Here is a 19,294-nt window from a genome sequence, read left to right on the forward strand (position 1 = left end):
CTCACGCCTTGTGCAGCGCAATCGCAATCTGCTCATCGCCGATTTTGACCACCTGGCGCTCCGACGCCTCTGAGGCGCTGCCTGGCGCCAGGGAGAGCGCCAACGTCTCGCGCTGAATGAAGTCAGCGAAGAGGACGAACGCCGCCGCGCTGTCCCCTTCCGCGACGTACGTCACATGGACACGATCATCCAGGGCAAAGCCGGCCTCCTTGCGCAGGGTGTTGATCGCGCGCACCAGGTCACGCGCGTAGCCTTCGGCCACCAGTTCTGGCGTCAGGTGGATGTCAACCGCCACAGTCACGCCCTTGTCGCTGGCAATGGCGAGGCCGCCACGCGATTCGGTTTGCACCAGGATATCTTCGCCGCTAAGGCTGACCGGCGTCCCGCCGAGGTCAACCGTAACGGCCTCGCCGCGCTGGAGGGTCGTCGCGACAGCCGCCGGATCGAGGCTGGCCAGGGCGCTGCGCACCAGCGGGAAGAGCTTGCCCAGCCGCGGCCCCAGCACCCGGTTGTTGGGCAGCAGCTTATAGTTTACCAACGCGCCCACCTCGGCCACCAAATCAATCTGCTTGACGTTTATCTCCTCGCTGAGTACATCCAGCAGCTCAGCCAGGTCGGCGCGCGCCTGCGGCGAGCCGACATGAACCTGGGCCGTGGCCAAGGGCTGACGCAGCTTCACATCCGCGCTGCTGCGCGCCGCGCGGCCCAGGGCGGCCACATTGATCGCCAGGCCCATCTTGTCGAGCAAGCGGCGATCCATCAGGGCGGCATCGGCTTGCGGCCACTCGGTATGATGCACGCTGCCTGGCGCGGCCGGGTCCACGTTGCGCACCAGGTTCTGGTACATGGCTTCGGTCGTGAACGGGATGAAGGGCGCCAGCAGCCTGGTCAGCGTCACCAGCACCTGATAGAGCGTGCCGAGTGCGGCCAATTTGTCAGCGTCGCGTTCACTCTTCCAGAAACGACGGCGCGCGCGCCGCACATACCAGTTGGAAAGGTCATCCAGAAACGCCTCGGTCACGATCGTGGCCCGCGCCGAGTCAAAACCGGCCAGTGCATCGGTGACGGCGGCCACGGTTTCATGCAGCCGCGCCGTGATCCAGGCGTCCATCTGCGCGCTGGCCGAATGCGGCGAAGCGAGCGGCGTCTCACCTGGCTGCCAGTCGTCCAGGTTGGCATAGGTGACGAAGAAGCTGTAGACATTCCACAGGGGAATGAGGAAGCGCCGCCTTGTTTCGTCGCCCAATTTGTAACCGAAGAGCAGATTCTGCTCCGGCCGATGATGGAGATAGAGCCAGCGCATCACGTCGGCGCCCATCAGGTTGGCCGCCTCGTTGAATTCAATGGAATTGCCCCATGATTTGTGCATCTCACGGCCATTTTCGGCGAGCAGCGTAGCGAAGCCCAGGATGTTCTTGAAGGGCGGCCGGCGCACGAGCGCGGCGCTTTGCGCCAGGAGGCTGTAGAACCAGTTGCGGAACTGGCCGGGAAAGCTCTCGGTGATGAAATCGGCAGGGAACCAGCGCGCCCATTCCTCCGGGTTTTCGCGGTAGTGCATGGTGCTGAACGCGACGATGCCGGCGTCGAGCCACGGATTGCCCACGTCTTTGATGCGCGTGCTCAGCTCGCCGCACTGCGTGCAGCGGATCTTGATGGCGTCAATGTAGGGGCGATGCGGCGTATGGCCTTCAAAAACTTCGTAGCCCTCCACCGCGCGCGCCTGCAGTTCATGGTCGCTGCCGATGACGTCGAAATGCCCGCACGCCTCGCACTCCCAGATGGGCAGCGCCAGGCCCCAGTAGCGCTTCTTGCTGATCATCCAATCGTGCATGTTGCGCAGCCAGTCCATCTCGCGGTCATAGCCAAATTCAGGATGCCAGTTGATCTCATCCACGACATCCATGATCTGATAGCGCAGGCTGGCCTCTTTCTCGGCCGCAGTCACCTCGGCGCGCGGCTTATCATACAGCGCGCCCATGCTGATGAACCACTCGTCCACCAGGCGGAAGATCAGCTCCTCGCCGCAGCGCCAGCAGGTGGGGTAACGGTGGCTGTAGCGCTGCGTGCGGTAGAGGACGCCCTTGGCGCGCAGGCTGTCGAAAATCGGCCCGGCCACCTCGGTCACATGTTGGCCCGTCAGCCAGGCAAAGCCGTCCACGTAGACGCCGTTTTCATCCAGCGGCGCGACCACCGGCAGTTGGTGCTCCTTGCTCAGCCCAAAGTCCTCCGCGCCGCAGCCAGGCGCAATGTGCACGATGCCGGTGCCCTCTTCTTCGCCCACGTCCTTCCAGGCGATGACCCGGTGCCGGTAGGCGCCGCTGAGCGCCTCCGCGGCCGCGGGCAGCTCGTCAAACGGGCCGCTGTATTCCCAGCCGAGCATCTCCGCGCCTTTCAACTCACCCACGATCTCGAATTTGCCTTTGAGCGTACTCTTGATCGTACCCTTCGCCAGATAGTAAGTCCAGCCGTCATCCTGCGTCACTTTGACGTACGTCAGCGACGCGCCCACGGCTGCGGCGATATTGCTGGTCAGCGTCCAGGGCGTGGTTGTCCACACCAAGAGTGCCTCTTTGTCGCGCCCCACCAACGGGAACTTGAGATAAACCGACTCATGCGTCAGTTCTTTGTAGCCGTCAGTCACAATCTCGTGCTGGCTGATGCCGGTGCCGCAGCGATAGCACCACGGCATGACATCGGTGCCCTTGTAGAGCCAACCCTGGTCATGGCACTTCTTGAGGAAGCTCCAGATCATGTAGTTGTTTTCGTTGCTGAACGTAAAGTAGGATCCGCCCACGTCTGGCATGCCCAGTCGCCCCACGACTTGCTCTACGGTGTCGGTCACCGGGCCATTCGCGCCCTGAATCGTTGCCGGCTGTGCGGCGTCTTCGCTGAGGAGGCTGCGCAGGCGTTGCAGCTCGGCTGGATCGTTCCAGTCCATCCAGTAGCCCAGGCGGATGGATTGATCGGTCTGCACCGCGGCAAATTCGAGCACGCGCATCTTGCACAGCTTGACGAATTCGGCCAGGCCAAAGGACTCAATGTCGCGCTTGCTCTTGAAGCCCAGTTCCTTTTCGACATTCACCTCAACCCACAGGCCCTGGCAGTCGAAGCCGTTTTGCCAGCGTTGGTTGTAGCCCTGCATCGCGTAGAAACGCTGGAAGAGGTCTTTGTACGTGCGCCCCCAGGCATGATGGACGCCCATCGGGTTGTTGGCCGTAATCGGGCCATCGAGAAAGCTCCAGCGTTTGTCGCTCTGCCTGCGCAGCCGGCGCAGTGCATTGAAGGCGTCGGTCTCGCGCCAAAACTTCAGAATATCTTGCTCCAGGGCCACGAAATCCACCTGGTTGGGTACGTCCTTGAACGCCATTCTTTCCCCCAAAATATAACATTCTGTCAGTGCAAGAGATGGATAAGATCAGACTCCGATGCTACGTCCAATTGCCTTCGGTAGCTTCGACAGCGGTCTACAACAATCCGCAATATTCTTGTCGTGAAGTAGATTCTTGTTCAATTCTCGACTATATATATGTGGACGTTGCACATGCTTAGGATAGAATTCTGTACGTCTAAAGAAACGATAGGCTCTTGCATCATCCGAGCAAATCAGTCTACAACCAGACGCAATAATAATCGCAACAATATGAGGATCGTCGAAATCCGGATGAGACAAAGTACGTGTCAACTGTTGCTCAATCTCATCAACTTTGGTGCTATCCACTTCAACGATCTTTGATGCCTTCTTTAGTTCGATTAGCAACCTAAAGTACTTAGTTGCTCTTGCTAGTTCCCGCCTATATGTCGTTCCACCGTAAACGATTTTTCCGTGCCCATGGACAATCCAGTCTAAGACAGGTCTGAATTCAATGTGACGTTGAGATTCCTGGTCGAACACGGAAGCAAGGGAATTCGTGTCAATCACAATGCACATGCTATAGCCCCAGGATCCTCATTTGCTCACGAATGAAAAACTCCCGAAAAGCACTGGGCTGATCTTCTGGATACTCTCCATCCTTACCTATCGAAATAGGAATGACATAATTACCGTCGGAGTTTCTTCCAAAAAACAAGACTTGCGAATCTGGATAAGAATCGTCGGTAAGTGTGCGGTAGTTTAACCGAAATCTGTCTATTGTGTAGTCGCTATGGGTTTCAACATAGAACTGTTTTTGCTCGGAGACGGCCAGTTGAAAGATAACGTCGCCGAGGGCTGCCTGTGCCTTTGGATGTAAGTGTACTTCCGGCTGTTGAATTGCGAATATAGTGCCTTGTGGGCGTGCAAACATCTCAACGACAACCGGTAGTGCTTGTGAAACGCCATATCCAACATTTACAAGGGCCACATGCATGTTACTCAGAATTACTCTGAGCTCGAAAGGAGAAGCAACCTCTTTGCCAAACCCCTTAATTTCCAGCGACTCGAACAAGCCACTTTCAAGGCCAAATTTCTCCATGAATTTTCGAAATTCAGCAGATTCCTTGCTCTTGAGCAATCTTCTTATCAGATAGGGAGTATGTTCGCCCTCTGGGTTGAAATCAAGCCTATATTCATCGTAAGTGCGTTTGGGCTTGCTCCTTATCGGTGCCAGCCATGCAATGTTGTAAGCAAACTTAGGCATACGCACATTGAATTGATGCTTGTCGTCCTGACTGATACTCTCATCATGTATTTGCTGTATCAGTCGATCAACAAACATCAGGGCTGAACGGCGACTGAAAGTGTCTTGTTTTGCCAGTAACTCATAGTTTTTGCCTTCTACTGAGACCGATGCCCACCCCAGCAATACTGCCCTGACGAATTCTAGCGGCAAACTGTCTCTATCAATGTGTTGAAACTGGTAACGTATTTGTTTACCGCTAAATTCGATTCTAGCTTCTCCTTGCAGTCCAATGTAGTCATATTGACATATTAGGGGATTATTGTCGACCTCTTCAAATGTCATTAAGACTGCTTCGTAGTGTTTGGGCTCGTGTTCCTCACCGGGAGAGCTTGGCACAATGTACCCTATCCTAAATCGTCCTTTTGTTCCAGAATGTACACTGGCGATATCTCTGTAGCGGCCCAGATTCACGATGTCGCTATTGAAATCTTGGTTGAACCAGAATTGGGGTGATCCAAGCAAAGAAATCAAGGACAAGACTGATGTCTTTCCTGTGCTGTTTTCTCCGACGAGGAAATTAACCTTCGTAAGCGGAATCAGTACATTATGAAAACCTCGGAAGTTGTCTAGAAACAACCAATTACTCACTGATGCTTTCCTCCTGTCTGCTCGACAGAGCAAACGAGTTCGTCAATACACTCGTGCGGATTGACCAGCCCTACTGAGCTAAACTCGCGCATGGCTGTTCTATCTTCCTATCCGACATCCCACCTTGCCCTTGCCCAGAATCTGGCTGCAGGCCGCTCAAGTATAGCACATTGCCCGAAGTTTACCAGAAAAAACAGGCCGGGTTCTCGCTTGAGCCCCGGCCTGTGTTGGCGACTTGTGACGGCCAGCCGTCACTCGTGACCGCTTACTGCCACTTTTCCAGGGCATCCTTGACCGCCGCGCAGAAGGCGTCGGCCGTCGCGCCGTCCAAGATACGATGGTCGTAGCTGAAGCCCAGGGTGGTCATCGGCAGGAAGGCCAGGTAATCGCCCACGTTCGGCTCCAACGGACTGCCCTTGCTCACGACCACTGGCCGCTTCTCAATCGCGCCAACGCCCAGGATGCCGGCCTGCCCGTTGAGGATGACCGGCGTCTGGAAACGACTGCCGGACGTACCGTAGTTGGTGAGGGTGAAGGTGCCGCCTTGCAGTTCATCGGCCCGCAGTTGATTCTTGCGCGCGCGCTCGGCCACATCGTTGACCGCGCGTGCCACGCCGAGCAGGTTCAGATCGCCGGCGTTCTTGATCACCGGGACGATCAGGCCGCCGATGCCGTGTTGATCGGCAGGCAGCGCGACGGCGATGCCGATGTGATAGGTGCGCTTGATGATCAACCCCTCGTCGGTCCAGGTTGAGTTGGCGGCCGGTACGGCCTTCAGCCCGGCCAGAATGGCCTGGATCAGATAGGCCGTCACGGTCAAGTTCACGCCCGCAGCCGCAAACTCTGCCTTGTGCGCCTTGCGATGCTCCAGCACAGCGGCCATGTTGAGGTCCCACATCGTGGTGACGTGCGGAATGCTGAACGCGGCCTGCGTCGTGTTGCGCGCCACAATCTGGCGCATGCGGTTGTGCGCCACGAATTCCTCGCCGGCTGACAGTTTGCCCGGCGCCGGCGCGGCTGGGGAGGCTGGTCGCGGCGCGGTTGCGGCCGCGGGCGGCGGCGCTGCGACTGGCGCAGCCGCAGGGGGCGCGGACGGCGCGCTGACAGGCGCGGCGCTGGCTGGCGCGATGCGCGGGGCCACAACGACCGGTTTGCCTGCGTCGCGGCTGGCAGCGGCGCTGAGGATGTCGTACTTGGTCAGGGTGCTGAGCGGCCGTCCCGCGGCCACGTCGCGCAGATTGACATGGTTCTCCGTGGCCAGGCGGCGCACCACAAGCGACGCCACGTCGCGCAGGTCGGCATCGAGGGCCGGGGCGGGTGCAGCCGCCGGTGCTGGCGCAGCCGTCGGCGCCGGCGCGCTCTTCTGGGCAGCCTGGTGGGCCACGACATCTTCCTTGGTCACTTGCCCGCGCAGGCCCGATCCCTTGATGCTGCTCAGGGACACCCCCAGCTCTTCGGCCATCCGCCGCGCCACGGGAGTGGCTGACGGGGCTTCGCGGCTGGCCTCTACGTCAGCCGGGGCCGCCGGCGCGGCGGCCGCGCTTTCGCCCGCTTCGCCCACCAGGCCGAGCACCGGGTCGGCTGGCAGGAGCTCGCCGTCGCTGTAGTTCAGTTTGAGGATCGTGCCGCCCACCGTGGCCGGCACTTCGGTATCTACCTTGTCGGTGGCTACTTCAAGCAGAACGTCGCCTGGTTTGATGGTGTCGCCCACCTTGACCAGCCAGCGTGTGACAATAATGCCATCAACCCCTGAGAGTTGGTCAGGAAATCGCAGTTCTGTCGCCATTGCCTTACTCCTTACGCGCCGCAGCGGTCATGCCCAACATTTCCAGAACGCTGGCTTTGATCTGGCGCTTGCGCGGCAGAATTTCTTCTTCCAGGGTCATCGAAACCGGAATCGAAACCGGCGGCGCGCCCAAACGGCGAGCCGGCGCCTTCAGAAGCTCCGGCGCCTCCTCGTACACGCGCGCGACCACCTCGGCGCCGATGCCGTTCATGGCATACGACTCGTGCACGGCCAGCAGGCGCCCGGTTTTGCCAACCGAATCGAGCACGGTTTCCATGTCCAGCGGCACGATGCTGCGCAGGTCCACAACCTCGATTTCGATGCCGTATTCTTTCGACAGCTCGGTCGCCGCTTCCAGCGCCTGCAGCAGGCAGTAACTGAAGGTGACTACGGTCAGGTCGCGGCCGGGGCGTTTGATCTCGGCCTTGCCGATCGGCACCGTGTACTCCTCGCCGGCCGCAGGAACTTCGCCCTTGGTGAAGTAGAGCAGTTTGTGCTCCAAGAAGACCACCGGGTTGTTATCGCGAATCGCTGAGATGAGCAGACCCTTGGCATCATACGGGGTGGATGGCGCCACGACCTTCAGTCCAGGATAGTGCGCCAGGGAGCTTTCCACCGACTGGCTGTGCTGTGAACCGTAGCGTTTGCCGCCGCCTTGCTGCCCGCGGATGACCATCGGCACCTGCACCAGGCCGCCGTACATGTAGTGCATCTTGGCCGCCTGGTTCAGAATCTGATCCGCGCAGACCAGGAAAAAGTCCATGTACATCAACTCGCACACCGGCCGCAAACCGGTCATCGCCGCGCCCACGGCCATGCCGATGAAAGCCTGCTCGCTGATGGGCGTATCGAGCAGGCGCTTGGGGCCGAATTCGTCGAATAAGTTACGCGTGACGCGGAAGAGACCGCCGTAGCGCCCCACGTCTTCGCCCATCAGGAACACGTTGACGTCACGCTGCATTTCCTCGCGTAAGGCCTCGTTGATCGCCTGAATATACGTTGTTGTTCGCATCGCCATTTAATTGACTCCTTGCGCCGCTTCAGAGGGCAAACACGTCGGTGTAGGCCTCGGATAAATCGGGCCACGGGCTTTTTTCTGCAAACTCCACGGCCGCCTTGACCTCTGCCTCGACGTCGTCGCGTATCTGCTGCAGCTCGGCCTCGCTCACGCCGCGCGCCGCCAGCTTGTTGGTCAGCACGACCAATGGCTCGTGCTGACGCTGATACTCGATTTCTTCCGGTGTGCGGTAGGTTTCCAGGTCGCCAGCCATATGGCCGGACAATCGGTAGGTCAGTCCCTCGATGAAAGTCGGGCCCTCGCCAGCCCGCGCGCGCGCTGCGGCCTGCGAGATGGCGGTGTAGACCACTTCCACGTCGTTGCCATCAATCTGGACGCTTTCCATGCCATAGGCGCGCGCAAACAGGTACAGTTCAGGCGGCGCCGAGGTTCGATAGGTTGGCGTCATTTCTGAGTAGCGATTGTTCTCGCAGTAGAAGATTATAGGGAGCTTCCACTTGCTGGCGATGTTGAGCGTCTCGTGCATGACGCCCTGGAAAATGGCGCCTTCGCCAAAGAAGGTGATTGCCACGCGATCTTCGCCGCGCAGATAGCTGGACAACGCCAGGCCGGCTGCGTGCGGCACCTGTCCACCGACAATACCGTTGCCGCCGTACAAGCCCAGGCTAGGCTCCATGAAGTGCATGGAGCCGCCTTTGCCTTTGGCAAAACCCGTCGCGCGGCCCAACACCTCGGCGATCGCCGACTGCGTGCTCATGCCACGCGCCAGGGCGTGATGATGGCCGCGGTAGGTGTGGGTGATGTAGTCATCAGGGCGCAGGGCCGCAGCCATTCCCACGGCGCTGCCTTCATGGCCGATGGCCGTATGCATGGCGCCGCCAATTTTGCCTGAGACGGCCATGTCGAGAAGAGACTCCTCGGTCCGTCGAATGAGCACCAGGGTGCGGAACATCGCCTTCAATTGCTCGGTCGGCAACTGGATGACGTCCAGCTTGGTGTCCGCGCCGGATGACCAAAGATCCGTGGTCAGCGAATTGGACATAGACATTTCCTTCCCGTTGTTTGGTTGTTGTTCATCAGGCCTTTGGAAACGACGCGCCCCATGGCCTTGATTCTGGACGGTCTTCCGTATTGTGACGGCCTATTGGCCCTGACCGTAACTGAGTCGGGCAATAAAAAGCACAGAAGTCTACAGCTTGCGTTGAGACTTCTGTGTCCTCGAAAGCGTTTTCGCGCCCGCCTGCCGCTTGACCCGTAGATCTTGACCGAAGTCTTGCACGAACTACGAACAAAGACGGCACAAGGTGAACGTTATTATACTCACGCCAGACGCGATGGCAAATACATCCCACCCAAATGGGTGGGCGAAAGACCACCCGCTTTCAGTCCGCGGCGGCGCCCTCATGTGCGCATCTGCGCAGTCGTTCCAAATGCAGCGCACATTCAACCGCAAGGAGCACATGCGGGGGTGGATGAACACAAAGAAACGGCAGATCAGACGGAAATCGGCAACTTCTCTGCGTTCTTTGTGATCTGCGTGGTCAAAAACTCAACGGGCGGTCACGTCAAAAACCCAACGGGCGGCCACACAGGGCCGCCCCTACTTGACATCAAATCAGCGTGTAATTATAATGTGACTACTTGAAGATAGGAGGGACGCGTATGACGCTCGCCGTGCAGACCAAGATCGTGCGTATTGGCAACTCACAGGGAATCCGTATCCCCAAGCCGTTACTTGAACAGGCCGGGATCAGCGAACAGGTGGAGCTTGAGGTTCATGACGGCCAGATCTCCATTCGCCCGGCGCGGCGCGCCCGCGCGGGCTGGGAGGAGCGATTCGTCGTCATGGCGGCTATGGGGGATGATCGGCTTCTGGATGGCACTCAGCTTGCCGCAACCACCTGGGATGAGGAGGAGTGGGAATGGTAATCGGGTCGGTCAATCGGTTCGATGTCTACCTCGTCCTGCTTGACCCAACGGTTGGCAGCGAGATCCAAAAGACCCGGCCGTGCCTGGTGGTGTCGCCGGACGAGATGAACCATCACATCGCCACCGTGATCGTGGCACCGATGACCACCAAGGGCCGCCCTTACCCCAGCCGGGTGCCCTGCCGGTTTGAGGGCCTCGAAGGCCATGTGGTGCTCGATCAGTTGCGCACCGTGGATAAGGGGCGGCTGGTTCGACGCCTGGGGCGCATTACCGATGAGGTGCAAGAAGCCGTGCTCGTCACGCTGGCTGAGATGTTTGCGCCGTAGGCCTTTCAAGGCCACAGCGAACATTTGCCACATGTCCGGGTTTGACGGGGGCTTGGAACCCAGTTATCATACGCTGGTATGGCACAAAACAAGGATTCATCGAGCCTGACGCCGGTTCGTCCTGAGATTCGTTTGCGTCCCGTAACCGGGATGGTCGAAGGCCAGCATGCGGACCTGGCCCTCTATCAATTGAAGCTGATGGCCGCTCATCTGCAATTGGTGACCGGGTTCGAGGAACTCCTCGTGCTCGGAGCGATTCGCTTCCAGCCCTTCGAATACCAGATTCGCGCCGCACGTACCGCTTTGCGGCGTTTCCGGGGCCGCGGTCTGCTGGCTGACGAGGTGGGCCTGGGCAAAACGATCGAGGCCGGGCTGGTGCTGAAGGAATACCTGCTGCGCCAGATGGTGTCGCGTGTCTTGATCTTGACCCCGCCGGGCCTGGTGGAGCAGTGGCAGGAGGAGCTGGCGGTCAAGTTCGACCTGACCGATTTTGTCACCAGCAACAGCCCTGACTTCCGCAGCCTGGGCGCGGGCGCCTGGGAACACTATCCCCACGTCATTGCCTCGCTGGCCACTGCGCGTCGGGCCGAACATGCCATGGCCATCACGGCCAAGGAATACGACCTGGTGATCGTAGATGAGGCGCATCATCTTAAGAACCGCTCATCGGCCTCCTGGCAGCTTGTCAACGCGCTGCAGAAGAAGTACATTCTGCTGCTCACCGCGACTCCCGTACAAAACCGGCTCACGGAACTGCACAACCTGGTCACCGTGCTCAAGCCGGGCCAACTCAAGAGTCCTAAGGAGTTCAGCCAACAGTTTGTTGCGCGCGGCGATCCTCGTCTGCCCAGGAACCGCGCGCTGCTGCGAGAGCTGCTGGCCGATGTGATGGTGCGCCATACGCGCGGCCAGATCAGCCTCAAGCTGCCGCCGCGGCGCGCCCACACCATTCGTCTGAAGCTGCACGCTGACGAACAAGCCCTCTATGATGGCATCACCACCCTGGCCCGCCGCATGATGGAAGATCAGATCACGTCCGCGCACCGTTTTGGCGTGCTGACCCTGCTGCGCGAGGCGGGCAGCAGCGCGGCCGCAACCCTTTCCACCCTGCGGTCGTTGGCCCAGATTGCATCCTTGTCGCCCTACCGGACCTCCCTGTTGCGTCTCGTCGAACAGGCTGAAACGATCCGCGGAACGGCCAAGGCCGACGCCTTGCACAAGCTGTTGGCAGCCCAGATGGCCGGGGGCCGGGACGATAAAGTGATACTCTTTACCCAGTTCCGCGCCACCCAGGAGATGCTGGCGGAGCGCCTGCGTGGGGAGAACATGCCTTGTGTGGTCTATCACGGCGGCCTCAGCGCCGCGCAGAAGGATGCGGCGATTCGAGAGTTTCAGGATAAGCAGCCGATCCTGCTCTCGACCGAAGCGGCGGGTGAGGGGCGCAATCTCCAATTTTGCCGGGTCATGGTCAACTTTGATCTGCCCTGGAACCCCATGCGCATCGAGCAGCGGATCGGCCGTATTCATCGCGTGGGCCAGGACCGCCCCGTGGACATCTTCAACCTGGCCGCCGAAGGCACCATCGAGGATTTTGTATTGGACATCCTGGATCACAAACTGAACATGTTCGAGCTGGTCATCGGCGAGGTGGACATGATCCTGGGTCAGATGGGTGATGAACGCGATTTCGAGGAGATCATCCTGGACATTTGGACGCAGGCGCGTTCGCGCGAAGACCTGCAGCAGGGCATGACGGGATTGGGCGAAGACTTGGTGAAAGCGCGCGCCGCTTACCAGCATGCCCAGGAATACGATGAAGCCTTGTTCGGGGAGGATTTCAACTCCGAATGAGCGAACAAAGGACGTCAGAGCACTTCGACCTGGCGCGCTTTGTGCTGGGTTACCTCGAACACGAAGGCAGCGTGGCGGCCGCGCCAGCCTTTGGTGTACATGAGGTGCTGCTGCCTGACGAGCTGGCGGCGGCCCTGCGCGTCGAGTCCTATCTCAAGCTGACGTTCGATGCCGGCGCAGACGCTGAAGCCCAACGCATCTCTGTCAACCATCCGCTGGTGGAGGCGATTGCAGATCGCCTGACGCATGAAGTTGGCTATGCCCAGGTGGCGATCAACCACGTGCGGCTGGAGAAGCGGGGGCTCTTCGACGTGGCGGTCAAATCCTGGAGCTTCCCCAACGCTCGCCTTGCCGCACTGCGTGACGCGGTCGAGCAGCCTGCACTGCACCACTACCTGCGCTTCAATTTCAAGGTCACTTTTCTCAGCGATGAGAAGCAAGAGCAGATCATTTCTGTGGTGCTCGATGTGCAGGGCGGGTATGCCGTGCACGATGCCGAACTGCTGGACCGCCTGGTATCCTTCGAGGCTGAAACGACGTTTTCGCACATGACGGTGGCGCCGCCCCGCTGGCAAGGCGCGGGCGACGTGTTAGCGCCTGCCACTTTGCACGCGCTGCTCTCTCGCGCCGTGGCCGCGGCTGAAGGCCTCCTGACCGATCGGCTGGCAGCCCTGCACACGCGCACGCAGCGCTTCCTTGAATTGGATCGGGCGCGCCTCGAAGACTACTACGATTCCCTGGAACATGACCTAAAGCAGCGCCTGGCGCGAACTGAGACAACCGAGGTCGAGCGGCGCCGAAACGCCGAATCCAAACTCGAAGCCCTGGCCGCAGAACGCAGCGCCAAGCTGGCTGACAGCCTGGCCCGCCACCAGATTCGAGTCGAGCTGGATCTCATCAACGTTCTGCTTACCATCCAACCCAAGATCATACTGCCCATCGCTATTGCCAATCGCCGCGTCACGGTGACCCGCTATGCCATTTGGAACCCACTCATCCATCGCTTGGAGCCGTTGGTGTGCGACGTTTGTGGGCAACCAGGCGAGGATCTCCACCTGTGCACAGGCGGCCATCTCGCGCATCGCCGCTGCCTGGCCCCTCAATGCACCGAATGCAACCGCACCTACTGTCAATTGTGCGCTGATCAAATGCGGGTGTGCGTAGTGTGTGAGCAGCCCGTCTGTCGCGCCAGCCTGCACGTGTGCCCGGAATGCGGCCGCGGGACCTGCGCCGAGCATCAGACGCTGTGTCATGGGGCCGCTGGTCAGCCTTTGACACTGAAGAAGCCAGCGCCTGCCGCGACTCCTCGCCCCCAGGCGCCGCCGCCTCCCGCACCCGCGCCGAAACCCCAAACCAAGCCCCCAGCGCGCAGCCCCGCCCCGCGTGCGCGCCCCGCGCCCAACAAGCCCACACCACCTCCAGTCCCCGCGGCGCCTACGCTGAAAGCGGTGAAGCTTCACGTGGAGATCTATGAGGATGACCCGCACATCGTGGCTTTCGTGATGCGCTCAACCAGCCGCGTGTTGGCGACGCGCGCCATTGACCTGACGCCTGATGGCATTCGCATTGCATGCAACTGCGAGAAGTCTCCCTGCCCGGCCAATGGTTGGATCTACCGCCCGGCCGCCGCAGCCGCGATCCAGGAACAGGTCGAAGAATTTCTTGTCGCCCTACGACAGGAATACTTCCTACCTCCCAAGCGCGTGGACTATCTTTACGTGGGCAACGACCAGCGGATGATCGAACGACCGATCTTCAGCTTGCCCTCCTGCTGGCGCCGTGAGGTGATGCTGGCCGCCGCGCGCCAGGAATTCGATCGCCGACGCAGCCAACGCTGACGCCCGCCCGTAGTTCCAAATGTGGCCTGGTTTTTGACCACAGAGATCACAAAGAACGAAAGAAGCTGCCAACTTGCGCCTGATCTGCCTTTTCTTTGTGCTCTCTGTGTTCTTTGTGGTTGGATGTGTGCTACGTTTGGAATTCCTCGACGCCCGCTGAATTGTTCGACATCCCGCCCACATTCGTGTATAATGTGCGCCAGTGCTTCCGCCTTGGGGCGACGATTTCATCGGACATTTCATCACAGCGGCGTTCCCTCGCGCCGGGGAGCAAGCGTCTATGCCCAGCGATTCCTGTCAATCTGATTTCATCTATGGCCTCCACGAGCCTGGCGGCGAGTGGGTGATGGAGCAGGCCGGCGCCAAAGGTTGGGTATTATTCACCGAAGCCATTGGGACAGACCCCAACGACCGGGGCGGACGCGACTACAGCAGCTACTGTAACCGTGGTTTTGGCGTGATGGTGCGCCTCAACAACGGCTATGAACCGGCCGGCACCCTTCCCCGCGCCGATCGTCACACCGATTTTGCACGGCGCTGTGCCAATTTCGTGCAAGGCTCGCGCGGCTGCACCATCTGGATCATCGGCAACGAGATGAATCATCCGGTGGAGCGGGCCGGCGGCGTGGCGGGCGAGTCTATCACGCCCGAACTGTATGCCCGCTGCTACCGCCTTTGCCGTGACGCCATTCGCCAGGTGCAGCCGCAGGCCCAGGTGATCGTGGGCGGCGTGGCGCCCTGGAATCCTTCGACGACCTACCCCGGCAACCCCAATGGCGATTGGGTGGTCTATTTTGCCGACATTCTCAAACTCCTCGGCCCCACCAACTGCGACGGCTTCAGCCTGCACGCCTACACCCACGGCGATGACCCCAACCTGGTTGCCAGCGAAGTAACGATGAACCCGCCGTTCCAAAATCGCCGCTACAATTTTCGCGTGTACCAGGATTTCCTCAATGCGGTGCCCGCCTCCATGCGCAGCCTCCCCTGCTACATCACCGAGACGGACCAGGGCGACATTCCGTGGACGAATCGTAACACCACCTGGGTGCAGCGCGCCTACGGCGAAATTGACTGGTGGAACCGCCAGCCCGGCAACCAGGTGATTCGCGCGTTGATTCTGTATCGCTGGCCGCAGGTCGCCGGCGACCGCTGGGGCATTGATGGCAAACAAGGCGTCATCGAAGACCTGCGTGAGGCGATCAAGTGGCGCTACACCTGGCCTGACAAGCTCGCAAAACGACCCGAGGTCATGGCGCGCTTTGTTGACTACACCATCCCTGCGACGTTGACCGCGGCAAGCGTGGTCACTGTCACCTTGCGTGTACGCAACGACGGCAGCAAGACCTGGCTCAAGGCGGGCGCCAATCCTGTGCGCCTGGGCTATCACTGGTTGGACGCCAGCGGCGCCGAGGTGGCGTTCACCAACGGCGATCTGCGCACCGAACTGCCCAACGATGTGCCTCCCGCCGGAGAAGTTGTCTTTTCGGCGGCCAAATTGGCTGTGCCTACACAGGCCGGCAAATATACGCTGCGCTGGGACTTGGTGGAGGAAGGCATCGCCTGGTTTCGCACGCGGGGCAGTCAGCCGCTGAGCGTAGCTGTGCAAGTCAATGCGGCGCCCGACGCGCGGCCGTCCAGCGAGCAGTTTTTCCCCGAAACCAACAAAACCGTGCGCGGCCCCTTCCTGGATTGGTTCCGGCGCTTTGGGCTGGACGTGGCTGGTTTGCCTATCACCGAACAATACCAGGATACGCAGAGCGGATTGCCAACGCAGTATTTCCAACGTGTGGCGCTTGAACTCGCGCAAAATAACGTGCGTCTGCGTCTCGTGGGCAGCCAGGCGCTGGAGGCGCAGCAGCAGATCGGCCAGCTGCAGGCGCGCATCAAGCAGTTGGAAGACCAGATTGGACGGAACAACGTCGTTGGCGGACGGATTCCGCCGCCGACCATCCAGGACATCACCAACACCCTGCCGCGGGATGCCGGCGCCATGGTTCAGCGGTCGCTGAGCGACATTCAGGCCGTCATACTCAACCATACGGCGGTGCGGCCCGAGGTTGGCGCCGACCGCGTCGCTGCCGCGCACCGTCAACGCTGGCCGGCCATCGTCCACCAGTATTTCATCACCATGGATGGCGTCATTCAGCAAACCAACCCGCTGACCGAGGTCGTGTCGCGGACCGACGCTTATATCTACAACGCTGTCAACATTGCCATTGCCGGCAATTTTACCGACGTGGTGCCGAATGAGGCGCAGCTGAATGCCGCCGCGGCGTTGATAGCCTGGCTGCTGCAGGAACTGAAGCTGCCGCTGGAGGCGGTCAAGGGCGTCAGTGAGTTCATCGTCACCGGCTCCCCTGGCCGTCAGTGGCTGAGCGGTCAGAATTACAAGCAGACTTTGCTAACCAAGATTCAGGCGATCAAGCCGGTCGGCGGCAGCGCGCCGCCCGCCTCCAGCGCGGAACTGGAGGCGCTGCGCAATCAGGTTAGAGACTTGAACGGTCAGCTGCAGGCGCGGCAGACGCAGCTTGATGGCCTCAACGCCCAGGTCGCCAGCCTGGCAGCACAGATCAAGGCGCGGCAAGATCAGGTGGACGCACTGTCGCGCCAGGTGCAGGAGAAGGACGGCCTGGTTGATGAGCTGAACGGCCAGATCATCGGCTTGCAGATGGAGGCAGACGACCTGCGGACGCAGTTGGCCGCGGCTTTGGCGGCCGGCGGTGGGCCGCGCGGCCCAGGCCTGCTGCCCGCGCCGGCGGTCAAGGATGTGATTGCGCAGCTCCCGCGCAAAGCGGGTTTCAAGTCACGCGATCTGGCGCAGGTCAAGGTGGTGGTCATCAATCACACGGCAGTCGATCCAACGGTGCCGGTGGAACGGATTGCGCAGCGGCACATGGACCGTTGGCCCGGCATCACCTACCATTACTACATTCTGGCCGATGGCGCCATTCTGCAGACCGGTAACCTGACCGAAAGCGTGGACGACCAGCAGGCGTGGCTTTTCACTGGCGTGCAGGTCTGCTTTGCCGGCAACTTCAACGCCGCCGCGCCGACCGAGGCGCAGCTCGACGCCGGCGCGCGGCTGTGCGCCTGGCTCTTGCAGCAGTTCAAGCTGCCGATCGAGGCGCTCAAGGGCGTGAGCGAATTCGTCGCGACCGCGTCGCCTGGCGCGCAGTGGCTGCAGGGCGCGGCCTACAAGAATACACTGGTGGCCAAGATCAAGGCGGTGCAGGCTAGTGTTCCGCCTGGCGACGCAGGCACGGGCGACGCCGACACAGCCGCCCTACGCGCCGAGAATGCGCGCCTCAAGCAGGACCTGGCCGCTGCGCAGACTGGCCTGGCCAACACGCAAGCCACGCTCAACAGCACCCAGGCGGCGCTGGCCGCGGCGCAGGCGCAGTTGACCGCAGCGCAGCAGAATGCCGCCCGCCTGCAAACCGCGCTGACTCAGGCGCAGGCGCAGGCGCAGACGCTGCAGGGACAAGTGGTCGCATTGCAAGGCCAGGTCAGTCCGCTGGTGCAGCAGGTGGGCGCGCTGCAGCAGGACAAGGCCGCGCTGCAGCAGCAGACGGCGGCTTTGCAAAAACAAATTCAGGACCTGCTGCGCGGCGCAAGCCCTCCTAGGCCAAGCAGCATCGAGAAGCCGGAATTTACGTACCTGGCGGATAAACTGCCCGTGAGCACGAAACCGGGCAATGTGTATGGCAAACGCCCGCGGTCGGCCATCACGCACATTGTGGTTCACCACACTGCGGCGCCGGCCGAGGTCGGGCCGGATCGGTTAGCAGCCTATCACGTCAACAGCCGTGATTGGCCTGGCATCGGTTACCACTTCTTTGTCGGCGCAGATGGCGTGCTCTATCAGACCAACGATTTGGAAACCGTCTCTTTTCAGACCGGCGGCCACAACAACTACAGCATGGGCGTTGTTTTCGCAGGCAATTTTACCGATGTGCCGCCGACGCCCATTCAGATCGAGCGCGGCGCGCATCTGATCGCCTGGCTGGCGCAGGAACTCAAGGTGCCCAACAGCCAGATCATGGGGCACAAGGAGATGCCCGATCAACAGACCGCCTGTCCTGGCAATCAGTGGACAGGCGGCCAGCAGTGGAAGAAACTCCTCTTCCAGCGCATTCAGAGCCGGCAGAGCGGCGAAAGCGCTGCGCCGGCGAAGTTCATTCGCCACTATCTCCTGCTGTGGTGGCGCAGCGCAACCTCTTGGGCCGAGCCTGACTATCAGAGCGCCGCGAAGTATATTGGGCGCTTCAACCCGACCGTGGGCTTTTCGCTCGACGAGGCTAAACTGGCGGAGTATGTCACCATCGTCGGCGGACCGGGCGGCACGCCTGGCGATGCGGAAGACAAGCTGCGCGCGGCGGGCGTCAAAGTTGAGCGCATCGCGGGCGCTGACTTTGCCGACACCAAGCGTCAGCTCGACAGCCTGGCCGACAGCGGGCGCAGGTTCCGAGCCTTCGATGTGGCGGGGTAGGGGAGACTGAAGAGGAGATCGAAGATTGGAGATTACAGATTACCGTGTCGCGCTGCCCGTTTTTGAAGGCCCGCTCGATCTCCTGCTGCACCTGATTGAGCGCGACGAGCTGGACATCACGGCGGTTTCATTGGGGCAGGTCACTGGTCAATACCTGGAGTACCTGGGGCAGCTGCAGGAAACCGTGGATGACACCCAGGGCGATGCGCTGGCCGATTTCCTGGTCGTGGCGGCAAAACTGCTCTGGATCAAGTCCAGGGCGCTGTTGCCCAAACCGCCCGCGCTTGTCGCTGATGAGGAAGACCCGGCCGAAACGCTGGCGCAGCAGCTGCGTGAGTACCGCCGTTTCAAGTTGGCCGCGCAAGATCTGCGCCAGCAGGAAGCAGCCCATCAACCGATGTACGTGCGGGGCGCGTTGACGCCGGTTATCGTGCGGCCGCCTGGGCCAGGCGAAGGCAACCTCTCCGCGCTGCTGAAGGCAGTCCAGCGCGCGCTCATCAGCCTGCCGCCCAGCCAACCGGCGGGAGCCGTGGTGACGCCGCTGCCTTTCACCGTTCACGACAAGATCGCCCTGATCATGGCACGCGTGCGTGCGCTGGCGCCCACCACGACCGGCGTCTATTTTACTGACCTCTTGGAGACTGCCAACTCCGCCGTAGAAATCGTGATCACCCTGTTGGCCGTGCTCGAATTGATGAAACAGCGCAAAGTGCGCGTCGAACAGACGGCCATGTTTGGCGAGATCACGATTGGAAATGCTGAACGAGGAACGCTGAACGAGGAACGCTGAACGAGGAACGCTGAACGA

At 60.6% G+C, this 19,294-nt stretch carries 12 protein-coding genes; 6 read left to right on the forward strand and 6 right to left on the reverse strand.

What is annotated here, in order from left to right:
* Position 1: 1 nt before the first annotated feature.
* The 6 genes from ACPQ6D_RS12045 to ACPQ6D_RS12070 form a co-directional block, all read right to left on the reverse strand.
* Positions 2-3,367, reverse strand: coding sequence for an isoleucine--tRNA ligase (locus ACPQ6D_RS12045; protein WP_423224568.1), 3,366 nt, complete (start codon positions 3,365-3,367; stop codon positions 2-4).
* Positions 3,368-3,415: 48 nt separating this feature from the next.
* On the reverse strand, positions 3,416-3,928 hold the full coding sequence (locus ACPQ6D_RS12050) for a PIN domain-containing protein (protein ID WP_423224569.1): 513 nt from the start codon (positions 3,926-3,928) through the stop codon (positions 3,416-3,418).
* Position 3,929: 1 nt separating this feature from the next.
* Complete coding sequence (locus ACPQ6D_RS12055) at positions 3,930-5,246, reverse strand: AAA family ATPase (RefSeq protein ID WP_423224570.1); 1,317 nt, start codon at positions 5,244-5,246, stop codon at positions 3,930-3,932.
* A gap of 265 nt (positions 5,247-5,511) precedes the next feature.
* Positions 5,512-7,032, reverse strand: a complete 1,521-nt coding sequence (locus tag ACPQ6D_RS12060) for a dihydrolipoamide acetyltransferase family protein (RefSeq protein WP_423224571.1) — start codon at positions 7,030-7,032, stop codon at positions 5,512-5,514.
* Between the two features lie 4 nt (positions 7,033-7,036).
* Positions 7,037-8,050, reverse strand: coding sequence for an alpha-ketoacid dehydrogenase subunit beta (locus ACPQ6D_RS12065; protein ID WP_423224572.1), 1,014 nt, complete (start codon positions 8,048-8,050; stop codon positions 7,037-7,039).
* A gap of 22 nt (positions 8,051-8,072) precedes the next feature.
* On the reverse strand, positions 8,073-9,092 hold the full coding sequence (locus ACPQ6D_RS12070; RefSeq protein ID WP_423224573.1) for a thiamine pyrophosphate-dependent dehydrogenase E1 component subunit alpha: 1,020 nt from the start codon (positions 9,090-9,092) through the stop codon (positions 8,073-8,075).
* Positions 9,093-9,712: 620 nt separating this feature from the next.
* On the opposite strand from ACPQ6D_RS12070, the gene ACPQ6D_RS12075 reads away from it, so the two are divergent.
* The 6 genes from ACPQ6D_RS12075 to ACPQ6D_RS12100 all read left to right on the forward strand — a co-directional run bounded on the left by ACPQ6D_RS12075 (position 9,713) and on the right by ACPQ6D_RS12100 (position 19,276).
* Positions 9,713-9,979 (forward strand): AbrB/MazE/SpoVT family DNA-binding domain-containing protein, encoded by a 267-nt coding sequence (locus ACPQ6D_RS12075; RefSeq protein WP_423224574.1) that lies wholly within the window; start codon positions 9,713-9,715, stop codon positions 9,977-9,979.
* On the forward strand, positions 9,967-10,305 hold the full coding sequence (locus ACPQ6D_RS12080; RefSeq protein WP_423224575.1) for a type II toxin-antitoxin system PemK/MazF family toxin: 339 nt from the start codon (positions 9,967-9,969) through the stop codon (positions 10,303-10,305). Before ACPQ6D_RS12075 ends, ACPQ6D_RS12080 begins: the two co-directional genes overlap by 13 nt.
* Positions 10,306-10,383: 78 nt before the next feature.
* Complete coding sequence (locus ACPQ6D_RS12085) at positions 10,384-12,156, forward strand: DEAD/DEAH box helicase (protein WP_423224576.1); 1,773 nt, start codon at positions 10,384-10,386, stop codon at positions 12,154-12,156.
* Positions 12,153-13,994, forward strand: a complete 1,842-nt coding sequence (locus ACPQ6D_RS12090) for a hypothetical protein (protein ID WP_423224577.1) — start codon at positions 12,153-12,155, stop codon at positions 13,992-13,994. Before ACPQ6D_RS12085 ends, ACPQ6D_RS12090 begins: the two co-directional genes overlap by 4 nt.
* Positions 13,995-14,274: 280 nt before the next feature.
* The gene (locus ACPQ6D_RS12095; RefSeq protein WP_423224578.1) at positions 14,275-18,486 is read left to right on the forward strand and encodes an N-acetylmuramoyl-L-alanine amidase; all 4,212 of its coding nucleotides are present in this window, start codon (positions 14,275-14,277) and stop codon (positions 18,484-18,486) included.
* 25 nt (positions 18,487-18,511) lie between these two features.
* Positions 18,512-19,276, forward strand: a complete 765-nt coding sequence (locus ACPQ6D_RS12100) for a segregation and condensation protein A (RefSeq protein WP_423224579.1) — start codon at positions 18,512-18,514, stop codon at positions 19,274-19,276.
* The last annotated feature ends 18 nt before the right edge of the window (positions 19,277-19,294 follow it).

The organism is Candidatus Amarolinea aalborgensis (genome assembly GCF_900491745.1).
GTDB classification, from domain to species: domain Bacteria; phylum Chloroflexota; class Anaerolineae; order SSC4; family Amarolineaceae; genus Amarolinea; species Amarolinea aalborgensis.

Coding starts and splice junctions, on each gene's coding strand:
- ACPQ6D_RS12065 (WP_423224572.1), bottom strand. CDS start 8,050: ATGGCGATGCGAACAACAACGTATATTCAGGCGATCAACGAGGCCTTA.
- ACPQ6D_RS12085 (WP_423224576.1), top strand. CDS start 10,384: ATGGCACAAAACAAGGATTCATCGAGCCTGACGCCGGTTCGTCCTGAG.
- ACPQ6D_RS12070 (WP_423224573.1), bottom strand. CDS start 9,092: ATGTCCAATTCGCTGACCACGGATCTTTGGTCATCCGGCGCGGACACC.
- ACPQ6D_RS12050 (WP_423224569.1), bottom strand. CDS start 3,928: ATGTGCATTGTGATTGACACGAATTCCCTTGCTTCCGTGTTCGACCAG.
- ACPQ6D_RS12075 (WP_423224574.1), top strand. CDS start 9,713: ATGACGCTCGCCGTGCAGACCAAGATCGTGCGTATTGGCAACTCACAG.
- ACPQ6D_RS12095 (WP_423224578.1), top strand. CDS start 14,275: ATGCCCAGCGATTCCTGTCAATCTGATTTCATCTATGGCCTCCACGAG.
- ACPQ6D_RS12045 (WP_423224568.1), bottom strand. CDS start 3,367: ATGGCGTTCAAGGACGTACCCAACCAGGTGGATTTCGTGGCCCTGGAG.
- ACPQ6D_RS12090 (WP_423224577.1), top strand. CDS start 12,153: ATGAGCGAACAAAGGACGTCAGAGCACTTCGACCTGGCGCGCTTTGTG.
- ACPQ6D_RS12060 (WP_423224571.1), bottom strand. CDS start 7,032: ATGGCGACAGAACTGCGATTTCCTGACCAACTCTCAGGGGTTGATGGC.